The organism is Meiothermus granaticius NBRC 107808 (genome assembly GCF_003574355.1).
In the GTDB taxonomy this organism is placed as follows: Bacteria; Deinococcota; Deinococci; order Deinococcales; family Thermaceae; genus Meiothermus; species Meiothermus granaticius.
The window spans coordinates 1-17,072 of record NZ_QWLB01000031.1; the positions used below are offsets into that span (position 1 = coordinate 1).

Here is a 17,072-nt window from a genome sequence, read left to right on the forward strand (position 1 = left end):
CGGGGGACAATATCACCTTCACGGTGGAGCTGATCAAGCCCATTGCGATGGAGGAGGGATTGCGGTTTGCCATCCGTGAGGGTGGGCGTACCGTCGGCGCAGGCGTCGTCGCAAAAATCATCGAGTAGTGTGGTACACTTAAGCCTTGTTGGCCCAGTCGCTGTGCGGCGGGTTGGGCCGAAGGTTGAAGAGGGTGAGATATGGCAAGCGACGTACGAATCAAGCTGCTTTTGGAGTGCACCGAGTGTAAGCGCCGCAACTACGCCACAGAGAAAAACAAGCGCAACACCACGGCCAAACTCGAGCTGCGCAAATACTGCCCCTGGGACAACAAGTACACGGTTCACCGGGAAGTCAAGGTTTAGGTATGGCCGAGCGTGAAGCTGCCCCCCGGCGCAACCTCCTCCAGCGCATCGTTAACTATTTTCGTGAGGCTCGAGCGGAGCTCTCCCGCGTAACTTGGCCTACTCGAGAGGAGATCATCGGTTCGACCCAGGTCGTCCTGATTTTTGCGGTGGTGGCGATGGTGGCGCTGGGTCTGATCGACACGGTATTCCGCCTCCTGACCACTGCAATTAACCGATAACCATATGAGCATCGAATGGTACGCTGTCCACACTTACGTGGGCTACGAGGATAAGGTCAAGAGCAACCTCGAGCAGCGCGTTAAGGCGTTGGGCATGGGGGATAAAATCTACCAGGTCCTGATCCCGACCGAGGAAGTGGTGGAGCACCGCGAGGGGGGTAAGAAGGACGTGGTGCGCCGCAAGCTCTACCCTGGCTACATCTATGTGCTTGTGGATCTGGGTGACGACCTGGCTGAGGTCAACGAGGCTTGGGAGGTGGTGCGCAACACCCCTGGGGTCACCGGGTTTGTGGGGACAGCCACCCGTCCAGTTCCGCTCACCCCAGATGAGGTGCAGCATCTGCTGGAGATCTCTGGCCTTGTGGGTAAGAAGGAAGCGCCCAAGCCGCAGGTCACCTTTAAAGAAGGTGATGTGGTACGGGTGGCTTCGGGACCCTTCGCCGACTTCACCGGAGTGGTAGGAGAGGTCAACCTGGAACGGCAGAAGGTCAAGGTGTTGGTCTCGATCTTTGGCCGCGAAACCCCAGTTGAACTGGAGTTTTCCCAAGTAGTACGGGCTTAAGGCTGTAAATAACCGATGGCCCCCTCACGGCGATCGGTTATCAGCAATGTGGGGCGATAAAACCACGAAGTTCGTGGGAGCCTGCTGCCAGAAAAGGCAGATAGAAAAGGGAGAAAGAAAATGAAAAAAGTTGCTGCTATCGTAAAACTGCAGCTTCCAGCCGCCAAGGCCACCCCGGCGCCGCCAGTCGGCCCGGCCCTTGGGCAGCATGGGGCCAACATCATGGAGTTCGTGAAGGCCTTCAACGCGGCTTCGGCCAGCATGGGGGATGCGATTGTTCCGGTAGAGATCACGATTTACTCTGATCGCAGCTTTACCTTCATCACCAAAACCCCCCCCGCTTCATACCTCATCCGAAAGGCCGCGGGCATCGAAAAGGGCTCGGGCAAGGCGGGTCGGGAGAAAAGCGGCAAACTCACCTGGGAGCAGTGCTTGGCGATTGCTCGGCAGAAGCTACCGGATATGAACGCCAACGACGAGGTGGCTGCGGCTCACATGATCGCTGGCTCGGCTCGTTCAATGGGTGTAGAGGTGACGGGGGTGCCCAATGCCTAAGCATGGAAAACGCTATCGTGCACTCTTGGAGAAGGTGGATTTGAACAAGGTATACACCATTGAGGAAGCCGCGGCCCTAATTCCTCAGATCAAGTCGGCCCGCTTTGACGAAACGGTGGAGATTCACATCAAGCTGGGGATTGACGCCAAAAAGTCTGATCAGAATGTGCGCTCAACCGTGGCCCTGCCTCACGGAACCGGTCGCAGCGTGCGGGTGCTGGCCATTGCTAAAGGCGACAAAATTGCGGAGGCCAGGGATGCCGGGGCCGATATCGCAGCTGGGGAGGAGATCATTCAGGAGATTCTGGATGGGCGCAGCGACTACGACGCGGTAGTGGCTACTCCGGATGTGATGGGCGCGGTGGGTTCTAAGCTGGGTCGGGTGCTGGGTCCCAGGGGCCTGTTGCCCAACCCTAAAGCCGGAACGGTGGGCTTCAATATTGGCGAGATGGTGCGGGAGATCAAAGCCGGGCGAATTGAGTTCCGCAATGATAAAACCGGGGTGGTTCATGGGCCGGTGGGGAAAACCAGCTTCGAACCGGGCAAGATTGCCGAGAATGTGAGGGCGTTTGTGCGGGCTGTGGAGGGGGCCAAGCCCGACGGGGCCAAGGGAAGCTATCTGCGTTCGGTGTACCTCACCACCACCATGGGGCCCAGCATCAAGGTGAGCCTGGCCGCACAGTAAAGGGGATGACCTTAACCCCGCTCGGTACCGAGCGGGGTTGGGTTTATTGTTTGAGCTCGAGCGAAACCACCTGATAGGGAGTGTAGGTGAACACTGCCTGCCCCCCCTTGGGCTTCAAGCTCCCCTGCCGCTCCTCGAGGAAGTTAACCGTATGGGCGGCTTGGACTTCCCATTCAGCGAATAGCTGGGCTGAACCGCGCCCCCCTAAGGCTTCGTAAACCCGCAGCACCACCCCACGCCCCTCCTCCTGCTTTTTGAGCGCAGAGAGGCGCAGGCCGGGGGGGTCCACCCGGAGGAGCTTGCGGCGAGCCGGCCAGTCGCCGCCCTGGGCGGGAAGGGTTAGGGCCTGGAGGGGAGCGTTGAGATCTTGGGCCTCGAGCAGGGTTTCCCCTCGCCAGTCCCCTATGTGCGGGAAGAGGGCGTAGGTGAAATGATGCTCCCCCTCCTCGGCATAGGGGTCGGGATAGACCGGGGAGCGCAGGAGGGTCAGGCCCAGGGTATGGCCTCGAGCGCTGTGGCCATATTTACCGTCGTTGAGGAGGCTCACCCCGTACCCGGCCTCGTCCAGGGAGGCCCAGCGATGCGCGCTGACCTCGAAGCGAGCGGCATCCCAGGAGGTGTTGGTATGGGTGGGGCGGGCTACGGCGCCGTAGGCGGTTTCGAACCAAGCTTCATGAGCACGCAGGGCCAGGGGAAAGTAGGCCCGCAACAGGGTGCGCCGCCTTTCCCAACGCAGGTGGGTGTGCACCTCCAACCGCCTCGAGCCAGCCCGAAGCCGGTACTCCTGGGTGACCCGCACCCCCTCCATCCCGCGCTCGACTGCGATGCTGGCCTCGAGCAAGCCCTTGCGCACCAAGCGGGGCGGCTGGGTCGCCTTTAGCTCCTGGCCGTCCTTGGCGTAAGCCGCGTCCACTTCCCAGGCATCCCACTCCCGGGGGATATCGGTATAGGCCCAGAGCTGGTTACCTGGCCCAGCCAACACCTCTCGTCCAGCCGCTTTGTCATAGACCGACTCGAGGGTTCCATCGGCCCCAACCCGGACCCTCAGGTAGCGATTCTCAAGGGTGCGGCTGCTGGCTTCGAGGTCACTGGGGACTTTGGCCGGGGTACCGGCCACCACCGCCAGCGCCAGATAGCCCAGCCCAGGAACCTGAAGGTCCTCTGAGGCCAGCAGGATCTCCCCGTCCTGCTCTTGATACGCCACCTCGACCCCTCCTGGGGCCAGCAGCCGAAAGGCTCCTTTGGCCGGGCGGGGCAGCCGCAGCCGCAGGGGGCGATCTTCCAGGGTGAGATTCCAAACCACCACCTTGGCCTTGGTCGGGCCCTCCACCCCCACCGAGGTGCTCAGGCGCTCGAGGGCGGTGTGCCGCAGGGCCTGGGCGGCCTCGAGGGTGGCCCCTAGGTCGCGCACCGCCTCTTGATACACCTGGTGCACGCTGCTGCCGGGCAACACATCGTGGAAATGGTGCTTGAGAAGGGTGGTCCAGGCGGCATATAGCTCGGCTTGGGGATAAGCGGCTCCCTGCAGGATATGGGCCAGGGTGGAAGCGGCTTCCGCCTCTACCAGCGTGTGCTCCAGTCGGCGGTGCAGCCATTTGGTCTGACTCTGGGTGGTGTAGGTGCCGCGGTGAAGCTCGAGGTATTGCTCGCCCACCCAAACGGGCAGATCCGCGGTCTGAACCCGCTGTTCGACCTGCTGATAGAACGCCTCCACCCGGCCCATCTCGAGGCGCGGCAGGCCGGGGAAATCCTGGAGCCGCTCGAACCGCTCGAGCATCTCAAAGGTGGGGCCGCCCCCTCCATCGCCCCAGCCGATGGAAAAAAGCGAGGTGTCATGGTAGCGCTTGCCCTTGAAGTTGCGCCAGGTCTCCCCTAGGTCATAGGCCAGCACGTTGCCGTTGTAGCCCTGATTGGGGTTCAAAAAGCTGTGGGCGATCACCCGGCTGCCATCCAACCCCTCCCATTGGTAGAGGTCGTAGGGAAAGGGGTTGGTCTCGTTCCAGTTAAGCTTGGTGGTGAAGAAGTAGGGGATGCCGCCCTGCTGCAGCATTTGTGGCAGATTGGCGGTGTAGCCGAAGGTATCGGGAAGCCAACAGACCTTGGCCCGCCGGCCAAACCGCTGCTGGAAATAGCGCTGCCCGTATAGAAGCTGCCGTGCCCAGGATTCACCCGAGAGCAGGTTGCCATCGGGCTCGACCCACATTCCGCCCACCACGTCCCAGCGGCCCTCCTTGACCCGGGCTTGGATGCGCTGGAAGAGCTCGGGGTCATCCTCCTCGACAAAGGCATAAGCCTGAGCGCTGGATTGGTTGAAGTGGAACCAGGGGTAGCGTTCCATCAGGGTGAGCATGGTGCCGAAGGTGCGCTGCACCTTGCGCCGGGTCTCGCTAAAGGGCCAGAGCCAAGCCAGGTCAATGTGGGCGTGGCCGGTGAGCCAGAGCTGGCCCTCGGCAGGGTAGCGGGACTTGAGGGCCTCGAGCGCAGCCCTAAGGGCCTGCCTCCGGGCGGGAAGGCCGATCCTGACTGCCTCAGGCAACTGCACCGGCTCGGCCTCGAACCGCCACTCGTCCCAGATGCTGGCCTGGACCGCGGCGGCCTCGGGGGCCTGAACGATGCGGGCTAGATAGTTTGCGGTGGGGCTCCGGGGCAGCTCGAGGCCTACCAGGGCCGCCTCGATCGCCTCGGCGATAAGGGCTGCGATCTCAGGTCGGCTGTGGGTGGCCAAATACTTGGCGGCATCGAGGGCGGCAGCCAGGTCTTCGTGGAAGGCCCTCACCGGCAAATCCGGCACCACCAGGCGGGCTTCTTCGATCCTGGGGGAGAGGTTGGGGGTGCCGAAGAGTCCCTTGGGAACGGCCTCGAGCTCGAGCTCGAACGTTTCGTTGCCGCGGGCTTTTTCCAGCAATGGGTATTCTTTGTGATAGGGGTTGAGCCCACCGATCAGCTTTCCGTTCGCGCTCAGCTTGGCCTCGCCGCCCAGCCATAACCGCACCGATACCGGCAGTCCAGCCCAGGCCTTAGGCACCTGGGCCCGGAACTTAATCTGGACGGGAAGGCTTCTCCCAGGCCACGGGTCACCCTCTCGAACCAAAACCCCCGGCTTTGAGCCTGCGGCCTGAAAACGCCCCTCGAGCGGCAGGCCGAAGCGATTGCGCCAGGCTGAGAGTTCGATCAGGCGGTGCTCGAGACGGCGTAGCGTTTGTTCGGTTGGTTTGTCGGTATCCATCAGTGATGACCCCCTAGCCCAGGAAACCTGCCGCGAGGTGAGCGGAGCAACCTCTGAAGGCACAGAGGCCCTGGTCGGTGCAATCATCCTACCGGGTGTGGGACGGCCCAACCCCAATGGATTTCCGCTCGAGGGGTACCGACTATTACGGGTTTTGTGGCCGAGATTGAGCGCACCAGGGCAGGCTTCCGTCGGGATTGCGCACCACCAACAGACCCCAGACCCCGCTCGAGAGCATCAGGGTAGGGCCATCGCGGTAGAGGAAGCAGCCGGAGTAGGCGGGTTCTTGTAGCCAGGCGCTCAGCCCTTTGCCCACCGAGACCAGGGCGGAGTGGGGCGAGCCGAACTCGGGCAGCATGTCCTCATAGCCATAGCCAGAAAGCACCAGGGTCCGCTGGCGCGCCCGTCCCACCGGCTGAACCACCCGCAGGACAAGCTGCTCCCCAGGGTTGGCCACAAAGGTGGAGGTGGGCAAGGGTTTATAGGCCGGACGGAAGAATCCAGGGGGCAGGCTTTGCGTGTTGAGGTCGGTCAGGGGTCCTAGGCTGGGGTTGAGCCGGGCCCAAAGGGGAGCGCTGCGGTAGTTGAGGCCCTTCTCGCCCAAATCGTAGGAGTCGTCGCAGACACGGCAGTCGGGGAGTGGAGTGGTGCGGCCATCCGGCCGGGCCTGATGCAGGTTCAGACCGTCTTGGTAGACCAGCGCCAACTCACGGAAGCTGCGCCAGCCCCCGGGGCCGGGGTACAGCACCTGGGCGGAGAGGCCTTGTAGATGGCGCTCGGCCAGGGGAACCCTGCGATTCTGGGGGTTCAGGACGATGGCCTGCTGCGGCTCGACGACCACCATCCCCAACAGACCATGCACCCCATGGCCCAACACATCCCCTAAGGGCTTGATGGGTAGGGCTCCGAAGGCATAGGGTACTGCTCGCAGGCAGGTCTCCTCAGGGCCACAGATGGGCTGGCCGTTGGTATCCCGCAGGCCTCGGCCTTGCTCGAGCAACCCCGCGTAGAACTCCAGGCGGAAGCTGCCCAAAACGTTGGAGTTGGCTCCTCGGGGCCAGGCATTGTCTACCCACCTGCGGGTATTAACCCCCACCATATGGCTGCCGGGGCGGGTGTAGACCACGGGGATACTGAAGGCAATCTCGCTCGAGGGCCGGAGGTTTAGGGGGTTGAGATGATTGCCGGGGACGTTCAGCGGAACGATCCGGGGTAATTCAGCGTCGCCAACCCGGTCGGGCAGGAAGCTCGGGCGCTGCTGGTTAAAGGCTTGGGGCCGGGAATCGCTGCGGCTGGGGAGGCCGGACTGCTCCGGCAATCGGAAGGCCTCGTCGCCAGGACCTAAGAGGGCGTTATAGACCTCCAGAGCCGCACACTCGCCGGCGTTCACCCTGAGCACGAAGGGCTCGAGCCGTTCAAGGTTGGCGTACTGTTCCCGCAGGGCGGCCTCGAGGGTGGGCCAGCTGGGATCGCTGCGCAGCTTGGCATACTGGGCCGGGTGCAGCGGCAGCATCACCAACGCATCGGGGTCGAGCAGGCCGCTGGCCCGGTCGTAGAGGTTCAGCCCGGGCTTGTTCAGCAAGCGCTGTAAGCGCTCTACCCGCACCGCCACCGCGCCGAACGGGGTGCTTTCGGTGCAGGGGAGCCCCTCCGGGTTCAGCAGGCCAAACCGACCCCCATTGGTGAGCTGCAGGCGGCCCTGGGGGTTGCGGGGTAGGGGGATTAGCCTCTGGCCGATGGTAGGGCGCCCCCCTTCGGTATCGCGGCAGAGCGCGGCCAGCGCAGGTTTGAAGAGCACCTGCCGCCAGGTCAGGAGTTCCTCCGGGCCGAAGTTGGCGCACCGGCTGGGGTCGAGGGCCGTGGTGCCATTGTAGGTGCGCAACAAGCCCCAGGCCCCGTTCCATAGGGCATCCAGGGTGCCAAAGTGGTAGAGGTAGTCCAGCGCGCCGAGCCCAGCATCCACGTTAGAGAAGGCTGGAAGCTGCATCTCGAAATGCTCGGAGATGCCGATCTCCTGTGCGGCAATGCGGCCTTCGGGGTTATCGCGGCTGGCCAACCAGCCCAGGTAGCGCCGCCAGCGCTCCAGATAGGCTGCGTCTGCCGGGCTGCCAGGGGGGGGCTCGGCCAGCTCACCGCGCAGATCCAAGTCCACCACCCGTTTCCAGTGCAGGCCCTCGAGGGCGAACATATGCTGCACCTCCTGGGCCCCCTGGATGAGCCGGATCTGTACCTGTTCCCCCTCGTAAGCCTCGAGCAGCGGGGTACAGGGGTCTCCGTGGAAAGGGGTGCTGAAGACAAAGGCCGGATCCCCAAAACGCCCCGCCCGCAGGTGCCGCCAGCTTCGCTCCTGGCGCAGGTTTTCCGGGCCCAAAGCGGCCCCACAGCGGGTCAGCTCGGGTTCGAAGGCGGCCTTGGCGGACTGGCCGGGCCGAACATGGCCTAAGCGCAGGGCCAGGGGCTCGTGCCGATAGTTGATCAGATAGGGATCGTGGTGGTCGGTGGAGATGGCCTCAGGTTTTTCGGGCGGGGCTACAGGGGCTCCGTGTTTCTGCCAGAGGGCCTGGGCCTCCCGCTCCAGGGTCTGGACCAAGGCCCGGTCGAAGGGGCGGTTCAGGGTTTGGCCGGGTAACTCCCCCCTAGGGGTACGGGCCAGCTCGGGGTAGGCTTGGCGGCAGCCCAGACTGAAGCGGGGCTCGGCCTCGCAGAGCAGGCGGTGCAGTCCCTGCTGGGGCCTAGGGTTGGCGCTGTAGTCGTAGAGCAGGGCGAAATCGGCCACGGCCAAGGCGAACTCACGATGGTCGGGGTGGGTTTGGTCGTCCAGGGCTCCGGTGATGAGGGCTCTCGAGCCGATGGGCTGTTCCTGGAGGGGGGCTTTTTGCAGCGGGATGGGCTCGGTCAGTGGCAGGGGTTCGCGACCCAGGCTGGGCAGCCGCGTGGGGTCGAGGTGGAAGGCCTGCATGTTGCGGGCTGCCTTCTCCACGTGCTCACGGTTCTGGCCCCGGTCTGAGGCCTGCCACTGCGTCCCAGCGGGCTCGACCAGCAAGGCCGAGTAAAACCCGTGCTGTTGGATGGACGAGGGGGCGAAGTGGTCGTGGGTGAACACCGTGCGCAGGGTGCGGTCTTTGGCTTGGGGTTGGTGCTGTTGATGGGGGTTTGGATCCGCCAGGTAAGGCATGCGCCCCTGGGTGATCAGGGGATCGGCGAACCAGCGCTGCACTGTGGTTTGGAAGGCCTTCTTCTTCCATAGGGTTTTTTGGATGGCCCCAGGATCGCCCCGGCAAGGGGCATCCAAAGGCAGCGTCCGCCGGGTATGGCCTACCCAGGCCCCGCCGGTTCGGTTGGCCGCGCATTTGCGCTCATGGACGGCCTCTGGAGCGAAGGTGCCATCTTCGTAGTTGAAGCCGTTGGCCGAGCCATCCGAGGCCAGGACGTCAAACTTCACCAAATGAATGTGCTGCCCAATGGTGTCGGTTGGGGTTTTGACCTGGAAGTCGTCGCGATGCAGTTCCTTGGGGACGCGGTTGGTGTGGAAAAAGCTCACACATTCCCCCGACTCGGCGCGGAAGAAGAACGGCTCCTGATCGGCCCGGCGCTTGCCCTCCACCGCCTCGGCGTAGTCCGAGAGCACATTGATGCGGGCCTGGGGGTCGTGCCAGCCAGCCTTGTTCACCACCAGCTCGAGCTGCACCACCGAGACCTGGTACTGCCGGAAGCCCCTGAGCGCTGGATCGGCGAAGTAGTCCTTGCGCGCCCAGGGATCTATGGTTTTGAGGGCCTTGAGTCCATCCTCAGGCCGGTAGATCACCGGGTTGGCTTCGTCGCTGCCAGGGGCCCCGCAGGGGTCGGCGAAGGGGGCCCCCGGTTTGGGCGGAGCCCCGTTCACGCTGAACAGGGACTGCTCCGGCGTGTTGGCCTGGGGCATGGCATAGCCGGCGCTCCAGCCTGAGCGGGGTTGGCCATTCACCTGCCGGAGCACGCGGCCATCCGCCGCTTGCAGGGTGAGCCGGATGGGGGCCCCCTCCAGTGGGCTTCCCGCGAGCCGTCCGCCGGCGTGAAAGAGCATAGCCCGGCGCTCGAGGGGCTCCCCCAGGTTGTCCAGCAGTTGAATACGGGCGGTCTCGAGCTCCGCCGACATATCGGCCAGGGCCAGGGCCCGCGCCAGGGCCGCCGTTCCCCGCTTTACGGGGTCGGTGCGGTGGAGGGACTTCACCTGCTCCGCGCTCAGGCCCGCCAGACCGCGCTCACCGCCCAATACCAGGTGGCGGGGTAGCCCGGCATCGCTGAAGCCCCCATCCTCGTACCTGAAGTCCAGGGGCGGCTGGGGAGCCCGGTGACCGGCCCGGCCAGGGATGTAGAAGGGATAGCCTGGGAAGCCCTCGGGGCCGTAGGTGGGCAGGGGGGGCAGGGCCTGCTCGGGCAAGGGTACCAGGGCGGGGATGGGGGTCCCGGGCCCTCGTTGCCCGGTGTAGGGATCGGTACCGGGCCGGGCTGAGCCGCCCAGGGGGGCCAGCGAAAGGCCGGGTCGGGATTGGCCGTCCGGCAGGGTACGACTTCCATCCTCGAGCACGTCGTGCACCCGCCACAGCGACCACATCCCCTGGGCGAAGTGGGGGTAAAGGTGGCAGTGGAAGATGGAATCGCCGGGGGTGCGGTTGCGGTTGCCTGAGCCCTGCGCCTGGTGATGATCGGTCTGGCCCCAGCCCTTCAGACCCCCGTGGTAGATGCCGTAGCTGAACCCTTGTAGGGGGGCGATGGTCTGAGAGTCGAGGTAGGTGCCCACGTTCTCGTTGCCGGTGGAGAGCCACTGGTGGGCGTGCAGGTGGAAGACGTGGGTCTCTTTGGGCCCGGCGTGCAGGTTGCGAAACTCCACCCGGTCGTTGAGGTAGCTGTGATAGACGTTGGCTGGATCCTCTGGGTACTGCTCTAGGAGGGCCGGGTCGCCATTGGCCCAGCTTTGCAGGAAGAACTCCTCGTAGAAACAGTCCACGCACCGGGCTGAAGGCCCAATCCCTTTGCGGTTGGCGATCAGGATGCTGCCCATCCCGCTCGCGCCATAGTTGATGGCGAAGCCGTCGCGCACCCCGGCCAGTTGAGGAAAGCGCGCCAACTCAGTGAAAGCATCGGCGTAGAAGGTCTTGAGCTCATCGTGGAAGACCGCGGTGAACTCGCGGAAGGCGGGGGGGTTTCCCTTGAGGCGTGCCGCTACCGACTGCTGCTCAGCCGCGGTCCGGGCCAGCCGCCCTTCCCAGATCACTGCGGTGACATCGCCGTAGACCAGCTCGAGGCATTCCCGGCTGGCCCCCCGGTAGCTACAGCTCCCGGGGCGGGTCAGGCGCAACACAGGGTCGCCGGCTCGGATGCCCCGGCGGGGGTCGGGAGCGGGGTGCAGGGCCTCGTAGTTCAGCGCTTTTGGGCGTAGGGCCGGCCCGCCATCCAGAGGGTTGGGGGCGGGTCTCCAGGCCTGGTCTAGATCCCCGGCGGTAACTTGGCTGCGGTACCAGGCGCTGTGCTGAGGCTCCACATTCACGGTGCCGAAAAGCCCATGCACCAGGCTGCCCCCATCTCCCTCGCCCCCTGCAGGGGCGGCTTGGCTGAAAAAGAGGTGGGTGGGCAGCTTGGCCCCAGCCGCCAGATAGGCCGAGCCCAGATGGGTAGGGTCGGGCTGGGGCAGGGGAATCCGCCAGTAGCAGGTCACCCGCCCTCCTGGCGGAAGGGCCGCCAGGCCGGTACAGCGTGGCTCGAGACCGCTCGGTTCCCCCCGCTCGTTGACGCTTTGCAAGCCCGGAATCATCAGGTTAACCAGCCGGGTGCGGGGCCAGTTGGCGCTTTGCTCCCCACGGGTGGGCTCCCTGAGCAGGTTGCTGTAGGGGCTGGGCTTGCCAGGAATCGGGCGGCAGCGGCTGAGGTCGGGCGGGGTCGGGCTCAACCAGTTTTCCAGGGTGATCTCGAGGATGTCCCCCTGATTGGCTCGGATTGCCAGCGGGCGGGGCCGCACCCCGGGCTTGAGCCGGGCGTAACCTGGGCACATCAGCCCCGGTACCCGCTCGCTCTTCCCCCCTGGAATGCGCTCAACCTGGTGCTTAAGCGCGTAGATCATGCCGTAGGGGTTCACTGAGCCAAAGCGGTTGTAGAAGAGGGGCTCCTCCAGGGCCACCACCTCCACCCGCACGACCCGGGGCTGGGCAAGACCAAATCCCAACACCACCAGCAGGGCTCCAAACAAGCGCCACACACCGCACCTCCTAGAGAAGCTGGATGTTGTCCAGAAGTAGGCTCGAGGGCCAGGCCAGGGCCTCAGCGCTGCCCGGCAGACCAACCTTACCGTTGCACACCACCCAGCGAACGTCCCCACTGAAGTCTTGGGCAAAGGGGTAGACGAACTGCACCCACTCCCGGCTCTGGGTGGGCTTACCGGGGTTAAGGCGCTCCAGCATCTGGATGTCGCAGATCAGAACCCGTTCCGGGGCAGCCCCTGGGGGACGCAGCTCGAGCAGGGCAAAGTCGTTGCAGTCCAGCGAGTCACAGCCGATAAACACATACCAGAAGCAGAGCTGCTGACCCCTTTGAGCCACCACCTGGGGGCATTCCAGATAGGCCCCGTCACCAGCAAAGGTAAGGGTGCCATCCCGATTGGGAATCTGTAGGCCACCCCCATCCCAGGCCGGGGCCAGATGCCTGCTTTGGGTGCGGGTTCCGTCGGTGCTGTCGGCGCTCCAAGGGTCGTCAATGTAGGCCATGTATGGGCTCGAGAAGGGAAGGTATTTGCGGTTCACCAACCCCCGAAGCTCCTGGGCCACCCCCACCCGCCCCTGGTGGGTGTAGCCGCTCAAATCCCCCTTTTGGAAATTCCAATTATCCGCAGGAATAGCCATACATCACCCCCTTGCCATGCGCCTCGAGCCGTTTGGAGATGGGGGTTAGGTTAACAAACCGGGCGTTACAAATGCGTTACGCGTGGAAACCCCCAGCAGCTCACAGAAAACCCCCCGTTCGCTGCCCTGATTCTGGGATGGGCGAACGGGGGGCTGGGGGCTAGGGGGTGCTACTTGATCAGGCCCTTTTCCTTCCAGTACTTCTCTGCACCGGGATGCAGCGGCACCGGCAGGTTTTTGACCGCTTTTTGCGGGCTGAAGTAGCGCTCGAGGTTGGGGTGGATTTTCTTGAAGTTGGCCTCGTTGTCGAAGGTGGCCTTCATGATTTTGTAGACGGTATCGGTATTGAGGCTCTCTGAGGTCAGCAAGATCGAAAGCACTGCCACCGTGGGGGTGGTGACGTCAATGCCCTTATAGGTACCGCCGGGGATGTTGAACGAGGTGTAGAAGGGATATTTTTGGGCAATGGCCTTGATCTCGGCAAAGTCTACGGGGATGATGCGCAGCTTGATGGTCTGGGCGGCTTGCTGGATGGCGGAGGCCCCTAAGCCCACGGTGTAGAACATCGCGTCGGCCTTGCCATCTTGCAGCAGCGCCACCCCCTGCGAGGCCGAGACCCGGATGGTCTGGCCCAGATCGTCAAAGTTCAACTTGTAGGCCTCGAGGATCTGCCGGGCGTTGGCCTCGGTGCCGGAGCCCACATCCCCCACCACCACCTTTTTGCCCTTGAGGTCACCGATCTTGTTGATGCCAGAGTCGGCCCGGGCGATCACATGCACCACCTCAGGGTATAAAGCGGCCATGGCCCGCAGGCTCTTGACCGGCTTGCCGTCAAAGGCTGGAAGGCCGGTGCCGTTGTAGGCGTAGTAGGCGATGTCGTTTTGGGCTAGGGCCATCTGAAGCTCGCCGGTCCCCAGGGCGTTGATGTTGAAGACGCTGCCACCGGTGCTGCGGGCATTGGCCCGGATGCCGATGTTGGCATCGTTGATCAACTTGGCGATCCCGGTGCCGATGGGGAAATAGACCCCGGTGGTGCTGCCGGTTCCGATGGTCACGAACTCCTGGGCCTGGGCAAAAATCCCCAAGAGTAAAACGCTTAGTGCGATCAGGCTTTTTTTCACTCACTACCTCCTTTGATGGGCGGGCTTGAGGGCTGGGCTGATTATTGCCGAGCCAGGGCCAATCGTCAATGAAGGGTCAGGTGGGGTAGGCTCTAAGCGGATGAGGGTGAGGCTACGCATCGAGAAATGGGTTGGAGGGGGGCAGGGACTGGCCCGCACGGAGGGAAAAGTGGCCCTGGTGCGGGGGGGGTTGCCTGGGGAGCTGGTCGAGGCCGAGGTGGTGGAGCGCAAGAACCACCTCGAGGGTCAGGTGGTACGCCTGCTCGAGCCCCATCCCCAGCGATACACCGCCTACTTACCCCCATCGGCGGATCTCCCCTTGGAATACCCCCAGCAGCTTCCCCTCAAGCAGGGTTTGGTGCAGGAAGCCCTGGAGCGGATCGGTAAGCTCGAGTTCGCCCTTGCCCCCATTCAGGCTTCCCCAGAGGCCCTTCACTACCGCACGGCCGCGCAGTATGCCCTGCACCCGCTGGGGGGGCTGGCCTATCGCCAGCCCCGCAGCGAGGAGTTGGTGCGGATCCCGGAAGACCCGCTGATCGCGCCGCCGCTGCTGGAGACCTTTCGCTTGCTCTCGAGCTGGCCCCTGGCCAATGCGCTGGAGGTGGTGGTGCGGGGTAGCCTCTACGAAAACCGGACCCAGGTTGGGTTTGTGGGCGGAGAACCCCGCTTTTTTCAGCGCACCGCCCAGGCCCTGGTCCAGGAGGGGGTTGCTGGGGTGGTCTGGGCCGAGGCCAGCCCCAAGGGGCGTTTTCGCGGGAGGATGCGGGCCCTAGCCGGAGAGACCAGGCTGCTGGAGGACTTTGGTGGAGTGCTCTCGAGCGTGAGCGTGGGGAGCTTTGCCCAGGTCAACCCCAAAGCGGCGGGGCTTCTGTTTCAGGAGGCCGCTCAGATCGTGGGGGTAGGGGAGCGCGCGCTCGAGCTCTACGCTGGAAGTGGGGTGCTGAGCTTGCACCTGGCTTCGCGCTTCCACCAGATTTTCGCCATTGAGATCAACCGCGAGGCGGTTGGGCGCGGCGAGACCGACGCGGCTCGCCTGGGGGCCCAGAACATCGTTTTTAAGCGGGAGGATGCCCGAATTTTCGCCCGATTCCTGCCGGCGGAGCTGGTGATGGTGGACCCACCACGGGCGGGTTTGTCCGAGGAGGTGCTCCAGGGGTTGCTCGAGCATCGCCCCCAGGGGATCCTCTACATAGCCTGCGACCCCGCGACCTGGGCCCGGGATCTGGGAAAGCTGGTACGGGGGGGATATACGTTGGTCTTCGCCCGGCCCTACGATTTCTACCCCTTTACCCACCATGTCGAGGTGCTCAGCCTGCTCCGGCGCTAGAACCCCGGCGGTGGTTTGACGTTTGGCCCGCGACATACGAGGATAGGGTTTGTGTTAGCCAAGCGCATCATCCCCTGCCTGGACGTGCATGCTGGGCGCGTGGTCAAGGGGATCAACTTCGTCAACCTCAAGGATGCCGGGGACCCCGTGGAAGCGGCCCAAGCCTACAATCGGGCTGGGGCCGACGAGCTGGTGTTTTTGGACATCGGCGCGACCCACGAGGAGCGCCCCATCCTCTTAGAGATCGCCGCCCAGGTGGCCGAGCAGGTTTTTATCCCCTTTACCGTGGGGGGTGGGATTCGTTCGCTGGAGGATGCTCGGGCGCTGCTGCGGGCGGGGGCTGACAAGGTCTCGGTAAACTCGGCGGCGGTCCAGCATCCGGAACTAATTCGCGAGCTGGCCGATCACTTTGGCAACCAGGCGGTGGTCTTGGCGATTGACGCGCGCCGGGCTGGCCGGGGCTGGGAGGTCTATGTGGCTGGAGGGCGTACCCCCACCGGCCTTGATGCGGTGGGGTGGGCGGTGCGCGGAGCCGAGCTGGGGGCCGGCGAGATTCTGCTGACTAGCATGGACAAAGACGGCACCAAGGATGGGTACGACCTCGAGCTGACCGCGGCGGTGGCCCAGGCTGTGGGGGTTCCGGTGATCGCTTCGGGGGGGGCGGGGCAGAAGGAACACTTTGCCCAGGTCCTCACCGAGGGGCTGGCCGATGCCGCCTTGGCGGCGAGCGTGTTCCACTTTGGGGAGATTTCAATCCGCGACCTGAAGGAATACTTGATGGAAGAAGGGGTGCCGGTGCGCCTCGAGGAGTGGGCATGAACCTAGATCAGGTGCGCTTCGATGAGCGGGGTTTGGTCCCGGTAATCGTGCAGGATGCGGCCTCGGGCCAGGTTCTAACCCTGGCCTATGCCAACCGCGAAGCCCTCGAGCAAACCCTACAGACCCGCAGGAGCACCTTTTGGAGCCGCTCGAGAGGGGAGCTGTGGGTTAAGGGGGCCACCTCTGGAAACACCCAGGAGGTGCTCGAGGTGCGGCTCGATTGCGATCAGGATGCGGTGCTCTACCGGGTGAGGCCCAACGGCCCGGCCTGCCATACCGGGGCGGAGACCTGCTTTCACCACCCAATCACCCCGGAGGCCGCCCCTCCCTTGGGCGAGGTGCTGGAAAAGGTGTATCACACCATTCGCTCCCGCATGGCCGAGCTCCCTGAGGGGTCCTATGTGGCCAAGCTACACCAGGCTGGGCTGGACCGGGTGCTTAAGAAAATTGGGGAGGAAGCGGGGGAGGTGATCCTTGCGGCGAAAAACAGGGATCCCCAGGAGCTGCGCTGGGAGGCCTCGGACTTGCTGTTTCACCTGCTGTTTACCCTCGCCGAATGCGAACTATCCCCAGAGGATCTGGCCAAAGCCCTGTGGGAGCGGCACCGCCCTTAGTTTTGGGGGCTGCTTCGCCCCACCCACCAGAACCCGGGCAGCAGGAGCAGCGGGACGAAGTAGGCCAGGTTCAGGTTGAACAGGGCGATGGCCGCGCTCAGGGCAAAGACCACCGGCGTGACCAGCATCCGCACCTGATAGCGGCGATGCTCCTGAATTGGAATCTGGGCCTCGAGGAACCCTTTTCTCAGGGCATATCCAAAAAGCACAGCCAGCAGGATCTCGAGGGCTACGATGTTGAAGCAGTAGATCCACCAGGCCTCGGGAAGGTCGCCGTGGCTGAGCAGGCCCGTCGAGAAGGGGAGAAGGCTGATAAAGGCCAGAAACAGCAGATTTAACCCCAGCACCCGGCGGTCGTAGCGCTCGAGGTGGCGGAAGATGCGGTGGTGGGAGAGCCAGGTTAGGCTGCCAACGTAAAAGGTCAGGGCGAAGAAGATCAGCCTGGGGATGAGGTGCAGGAGCTCCTGATCGAAAGCGCTGCGGGCCTGGGCCAGGCTCAGCCCATTGGCCAGTTCGGGCACCCGTAGCTCGAGCACCAACAGCGTCAGGGCAATGGCGAAGATGCCATCGCTCAGGCCCGCAATCCGGGCTTTATCCTCACTGGATTCAAAGGGGTCGGGGGGCTGGGGCATGATCTAGGGCCCATCCTAACCCTTTCCCTCGGGAAGGGGCTACGGCACCGCTTGGGCCGGTCTGATCTGCTAA

The 17,072-nt window shown here is 64.1% G+C and carries 14 protein-coding genes; 9 read left to right on the forward strand and 5 right to left on the reverse strand.

Annotated elements, in window-relative coordinates:
• The 6 genes from Mgrana_RS11325 to rplA all read left to right on the forward strand — a co-directional run.
• A partial coding sequence (locus Mgrana_RS11325) for an EF-Tu C-terminal domain-related protein (RefSeq protein ID WP_476738584.1) occupies nucleotides 1-128 on the forward strand: 128 nt, incomplete at its 5' end.
• Nucleotides 129-200: 72 nt separating this feature from the next.
• Nucleotides 201-365, forward strand: a complete 165-nt coding sequence (rpmG, locus tag Mgrana_RS11330; protein ID WP_119357723.1) for a 50S ribosomal protein L33 — start codon at nucleotides 201-203, stop codon at nucleotides 363-365.
• Between the two features lie 2 nt (nucleotides 366-367).
• Entirely contained in the window at nucleotides 368-586 is a 219-nt protein-coding gene (gene secE, locus Mgrana_RS11335) for a preprotein translocase subunit SecE (protein WP_119357724.1), read from the forward strand.
• Nucleotides 587-590: 4 nt separating this feature from the next.
• Nucleotides 591-1,148, forward strand: coding sequence for a transcription termination/antitermination protein NusG (gene nusG / locus Mgrana_RS11340; RefSeq protein WP_119357725.1), 558 nt, complete (start codon nucleotides 591-593; stop codon nucleotides 1,146-1,148).
• Nucleotides 1,149-1,268: 120 nt separating this feature from the next.
• Nucleotides 1,269-1,703 (forward strand): 50S ribosomal protein L11, encoded by a 435-nt coding sequence (rplK, locus tag Mgrana_RS11345; protein WP_119357726.1) that lies wholly within the window; start codon nucleotides 1,269-1,271, stop codon nucleotides 1,701-1,703.
• Nucleotides 1,696-2,388, forward strand: coding sequence for a 50S ribosomal protein L1 (rplA, locus tag Mgrana_RS11350; protein WP_119357727.1), 693 nt, complete (start codon nucleotides 1,696-1,698; stop codon nucleotides 2,386-2,388). Before rplK ends, rplA begins: the two co-directional genes overlap by 8 nt.
• Nucleotides 2,389-2,431: 43 nt before the next feature.
• Here rplA and Mgrana_RS11355 read toward each other — a convergent pair whose 3' ends face one another.
• The 4 genes from Mgrana_RS11355 to Mgrana_RS11370 all read right to left on the reverse strand — a co-directional run bounded on the left by Mgrana_RS11355 (nucleotide 2,432) and on the right by Mgrana_RS11370 (nucleotide 13,607).
• A complete protein-coding gene (locus tag Mgrana_RS11355; RefSeq protein ID WP_119357728.1) occupies nucleotides 2,432-5,614 on the reverse strand; it encodes an alpha-mannosidase in 3,183 nt (1,060 codons plus the stop codon).
• A 145-nt stretch (nucleotides 5,615-5,759) separates the two neighbouring features.
• Nucleotides 5,760-11,846: a hypothetical protein gene (locus tag Mgrana_RS11360; RefSeq protein WP_119357729.1), complete on the reverse strand. Its 6,087-nt coding sequence runs from the start codon at nucleotides 11,844-11,846 to the stop codon at nucleotides 5,760-5,762.
• Nucleotides 11,847-11,856: 10 nt separating this feature from the next.
• Nucleotides 11,857-12,486 (reverse strand): hypothetical protein, encoded by a 630-nt coding sequence (locus Mgrana_RS11365; protein WP_119357730.1) that lies wholly within the window; start codon nucleotides 12,484-12,486, stop codon nucleotides 11,857-11,859.
• 170 nt (nucleotides 12,487-12,656) lie between these two features.
• Nucleotides 12,657-13,607, reverse strand: a complete 951-nt coding sequence (locus tag Mgrana_RS11370) for a TAXI family TRAP transporter solute-binding subunit (protein ID WP_119357731.1) — start codon at nucleotides 13,605-13,607, stop codon at nucleotides 12,657-12,659.
• A gap of 100 nt (nucleotides 13,608-13,707) precedes the next feature.
• On the opposite strand from Mgrana_RS11370, the gene Mgrana_RS11375 reads away from it, so the two are divergent.
• From Mgrana_RS11375 to hisIE, 3 genes are read left to right on the forward strand one after another with little or no spacing between them, the layout of a single operon-like run.
• Complete coding sequence (locus Mgrana_RS11375; RefSeq protein ID WP_119357732.1) at nucleotides 13,708-14,934, forward strand: class I SAM-dependent RNA methyltransferase; 1,227 nt, start codon at nucleotides 13,708-13,710, stop codon at nucleotides 14,932-14,934.
• 51 nt (nucleotides 14,935-14,985) lie between these two features.
• Nucleotides 14,986-15,753: an imidazole glycerol phosphate synthase subunit HisF gene (hisF, locus tag Mgrana_RS11380; RefSeq protein ID WP_119357733.1), complete on the forward strand. Its 768-nt coding sequence runs from the start codon at nucleotides 14,986-14,988 to the stop codon at nucleotides 15,751-15,753.
• On the forward strand, nucleotides 15,750-16,367 hold the full coding sequence (gene hisIE / locus Mgrana_RS11385) for a bifunctional phosphoribosyl-AMP cyclohydrolase/phosphoribosyl-ATP diphosphatase HisIE (RefSeq protein WP_119357734.1): 618 nt from the start codon (nucleotides 15,750-15,752) through the stop codon (nucleotides 16,365-16,367). The genes hisF and hisIE overlap by 4 nt, the downstream gene beginning before the upstream one ends.
• Here the strand turns inward: hisIE and Mgrana_RS11390 are convergent.
• Nucleotides 16,364-16,999, reverse strand: a complete 636-nt coding sequence (locus Mgrana_RS11390; RefSeq protein WP_119357735.1) for a TMEM175 family protein — start codon at nucleotides 16,997-16,999, stop codon at nucleotides 16,364-16,366. The two genes, hisIE and Mgrana_RS11390, sit on opposite strands and share 4 nt — an antisense overlap.
• Nucleotides 17,000-17,072 lie beyond the last annotated feature (73 nt).

Excerpts from the sequence above, each read along its gene's own strand:
- rpmG (WP_119357723.1), top strand. The coding sequence starts at position 201 with ATGGCAAGCGACGTACGAATCAAGCTGCTTTTGGAGTGCACCGAGTGT.
- secE (WP_119357724.1), top strand. The coding sequence starts at position 368 with ATGGCCGAGCGTGAAGCTGCCCCCCGGCGCAACCTCCTCCAGCGCATC.
- nusG (WP_119357725.1), top strand. The coding sequence starts at position 591 with ATGAGCATCGAATGGTACGCTGTCCACACTTACGTGGGCTACGAGGAT.
- rplK (WP_119357726.1), top strand. The coding sequence starts at position 1,269 with ATGAAAAAAGTTGCTGCTATCGTAAAACTGCAGCTTCCAGCCGCCAAG.
- rplA (WP_119357727.1), top strand. The coding sequence starts at position 1,696 with ATGCCTAAGCATGGAAAACGCTATCGTGCACTCTTGGAGAAGGTGGAT.
- Mgrana_RS11355 (WP_119357728.1), bottom strand. The coding sequence starts at position 5,614 with ATGGATACCGACAAACCAACCGAACAAACGCTACGCCGTCTCGAGCAC.
- Mgrana_RS11365 (WP_119357730.1), bottom strand. The coding sequence starts at position 12,486 with ATGGCTATTCCTGCGGATAATTGGAATTTCCAAAAGGGGGATTTGAGC.
- Mgrana_RS11375 (WP_119357732.1), top strand. The coding sequence starts at position 13,708 with ATGAGGGTGAGGCTACGCATCGAGAAATGGGTTGGAGGGGGGCAGGGA.
- hisIE (WP_119357734.1), top strand. The coding sequence starts at position 15,750 with ATGAACCTAGATCAGGTGCGCTTCGATGAGCGGGGTTTGGTCCCGGTA.
- Mgrana_RS11390 (WP_119357735.1), bottom strand. The coding sequence starts at position 16,999 with ATGCCCCAGCCCCCCGACCCCTTTGAATCCAGTGAGGATAAAGCCCGG.